At 66.7% G+C, this 2,746-nt stretch carries 3 protein-coding genes; all 3 read left to right on the forward strand.

The genetic code is table 11. From position 1 onward, the window contains the following. Positions 1-322 precede the first annotated feature (322 nt). The 3 genes from QRO93_RS21280 (at position 323) to QRO93_RS21290 (ending at position 2,681) form a co-directional block, all read left to right on the forward strand. Entirely contained in the window at positions 323-1,186 is an 864-nt protein-coding gene (locus QRO93_RS21280; protein ID WP_053450482.1) for a pirin family protein, read from the forward strand. Positions 1,187-1,306: 120 nt separating this feature from the next. Continuing rightward, a complete protein-coding gene (gene aqpZ / locus QRO93_RS21285; protein ID WP_006462519.1) occupies positions 1,307-2,026 on the forward strand; it encodes an aquaporin Z in 720 nt (239 codons plus the stop codon). Positions 2,027-2,222: 196 nt separating this feature from the next. Then, entirely contained in the window at positions 2,223-2,681 is a 459-nt protein-coding gene (locus QRO93_RS21290) for a hypothetical protein (RefSeq protein WP_008266318.1), read from the forward strand. Positions 2,682-2,746 lie beyond the last annotated feature (65 nt).

The raw sequence follows: 2,746 nt of genomic DNA on the forward strand, positions 1-2,746 counted from the left end.
CGACATGGATGGCGCCATCGAGCCCCCATGGGTGAGGGCGCTTTGCTTGCGAAGCACTGCTTCGCAAGCGCCCGAACGCACAGCCGCCAGCGGCTGGGCCGGACCCCGGAGGGGGGTTTACGGCGTGTCCTGCGCAACCCACCCGCCCGGCCAAACACGAGATACGCATTGCGCGTCCAGCCACGAGGGGCTGCGCCGTTGGGTGGAACCCCAGTCGAGCAAGCTCGACTCTACGGAACAACCTGTTACCCATACGGGGCATGCCCCCGTCACAGCTGCATGCGATGCTGACCACCTGATCCCTGCCAGCGAGAACGCCCGCATGACCACCATCATCGCCCCGCGCGTGCACGACATCGGCGGACTCGAAGTCCGTCGCGCCGTCCCTACGCTGCAGGCACGCAGCATCGGCTCGTTCGTGTTCGTCGACCAGATGGGCCCGGCACTCATGCATCCCGGTACGGCCATCGACGTGCGCCCGCACCCGCATATCGGCCTGGCCACCGTCACCTATCTGTGGTCCGGCGCCATCGGCCACCGCGACACGCTGGGCTCGGACCAGGTGATCCGCCCGGGCGACGTGAACTGGATGACTGCCGGCCGCGGCATCGCCCATTCCGAACGCACGCCGCAGCCCGACCGCGATCACGACAACCCGATCCACGGCATGCAGACCTGGGTCGCGTTGCCGAAGTCGCATGAAGAGATTGAGCCGGCGTTCTACCACCATGCCGCTGCCACCCTGCCCGAGCAGCGCCGCAAGGGTGCCTGGCTGCGGGTCATCGCCGGCCGCGCCTACGGCGAGGAATCGCCGGTGAAGGTGTTCGCCGACACGCTCAACGTGGCGATCGACCTCGACCCGGATGCGGAGATCGATATCGACAATGGCCACCGCGAGCGCGCGCTGTACATCCTCGAGGGCGACGCGCAGCTGGATGGCGTGGACGTGCCCGCCCAGCACCTGATCATTCCCGAGGCCGGCGCCGTCGGCCGCCTGCGCGCGAAGACCCCGGTGAAGGCGATGCTGTTCGGCGGCGAACCGCTGGATGGCCCGCGCCACCTGTGGTGGAACTTCGTGTCCAGTTCGAAGGAGCGCATCGAGCAGGCCAAGCACGACTGGGAAGCCGGCCGCTTCGGCACCATCCCCGGCGACGACAAGGAGTTCATCCCGCTGCCGCAGTACTGAACATCGCGTGTTGCACACATCCGAAGGTGTATCCCTGCACCCGGCGTTGACGCTACAGTCACCCGCTGATCACTGAAATGTGACATAAATCACACTTTCACCGTCAAAGGAGTGCAACACATGAGCATGGGTAAACGCTTGTCCGCCGAGTTCCTCGGCACGTTCTGGCTGGTTCTGGGTGGCTGCGGCAGCGCGGTGCTGGCCGCCAAGTTCGGCGGTGACGGCAATCCGCTGGGTATCGGATTCCTCGGCGTGGCGCTGGCCTTCGGCCTGACCGTGGTGACCGGCGCCTATGCGTTCGGCCACATCTCCGGCGCGCATTTCAATCCGGCGGTCAGCGTCGGTCTGTGGGCCGGTGGCCGCTTCCCGACCAAGGACCTGGTGCCCTACATCATCGCCCAGGTCGCTGGCGGCCTGCTGGCGGGCTTCATCCTGCTGCAGATCGCCTCCGGTGCCAGTGGCTTCGCCATTGATGGCAGCCAGGCCGGTGCATTTGCCAGCAACGGCTACGGCGCGCTGTCGCCGGGGGGCTACAGCGTGGCAGCCGCCTTCCTGTGCGAAGTGGTACTTACTGCGGTGTTCCTGATCGTGATCATGGGCTCCACCCATGGCAAGGCACCGGCCGGCTTCGCGCCGCTGGCGATCGGCCTGTCGCTGACCCTGATCCACCTGATCAGCATCCCGGTGACCAACACCTCGGTGAACCCGGCCCGCTCCACTGCGGTGGCGTTCTTCGCCGGCAGCGGTGCGGTCAGCCAGCTGTGGCTGTTCTGGGTCGCCCCGCTGCTGGGCGGCGCGATCGGCGGCATCATTTACAAGTGGATCGGCAACGACCGCTGAGGCCTGTGCGAACCATTGCGGCCGACCATCGGCCGCAATGGTTACGCTTGTAACCGCAATTTGTGCGATCGCTCACGTTCCGTTAAGGTTGAGTTGACCGTCCGTGCACATGCCGGGCGGGGTGGCATCCGGGGATGGGATGCCAACGCCCCCATCCATCGGGCGGCGCCAAACGACACACCACCTTGGGGGATGCATGAAGTTCGCGCCTGTAGTGTTGTCGAGCCTGCTGTTCGCCGTGGCCCAGGCCGCCGCGCAGGCTCCCACCGAATGTCCTTCGCTGCCCGCCAGCAGCGGCCTGCAATGGCAGCAGCAGGCGCAGGCCGATTTCCTGGTCTGCCGCGCCAGCACCGGCGACGGCCGCGAAGTGCTGAGCCTGATGCTCAGTGCACGTGATCCGTCCATTCCACTGAACCGTTCGCTGCGCCAGGAAAAGGGCAGCTTCGGCGGTGAATCACTCTACTGGTACCAGCCCGACCTCGGCGGCCAGCAGCCGCCCGGCTATGCCGAGCGGCGGATCAGCGTGGTCAAGCTCGACAAAGGGCGTTACGCGCAGATTTCGCTGTATCCGGACAGCCCGCAGGAACTGGGCTCGCTGCAGCAGCTGGCGCAGGGCATGAGCCTGACGCCGTCGGCCGTGGCCGCCGGGCGCTGACCGTGATGGGGATGACTGCCTGGCAGCATCCCCGCAATGCGGCCCGATCACCGGGTAGTGGGGGG

Source organism: Stenotrophomonas maltophilia group sp. Smal17 (assembly GCF_030237045.1).
Lineage (GTDB): Bacteria > Pseudomonadota > Gammaproteobacteria > Xanthomonadales > Xanthomonadaceae > Stenotrophomonas > Stenotrophomonas forensis.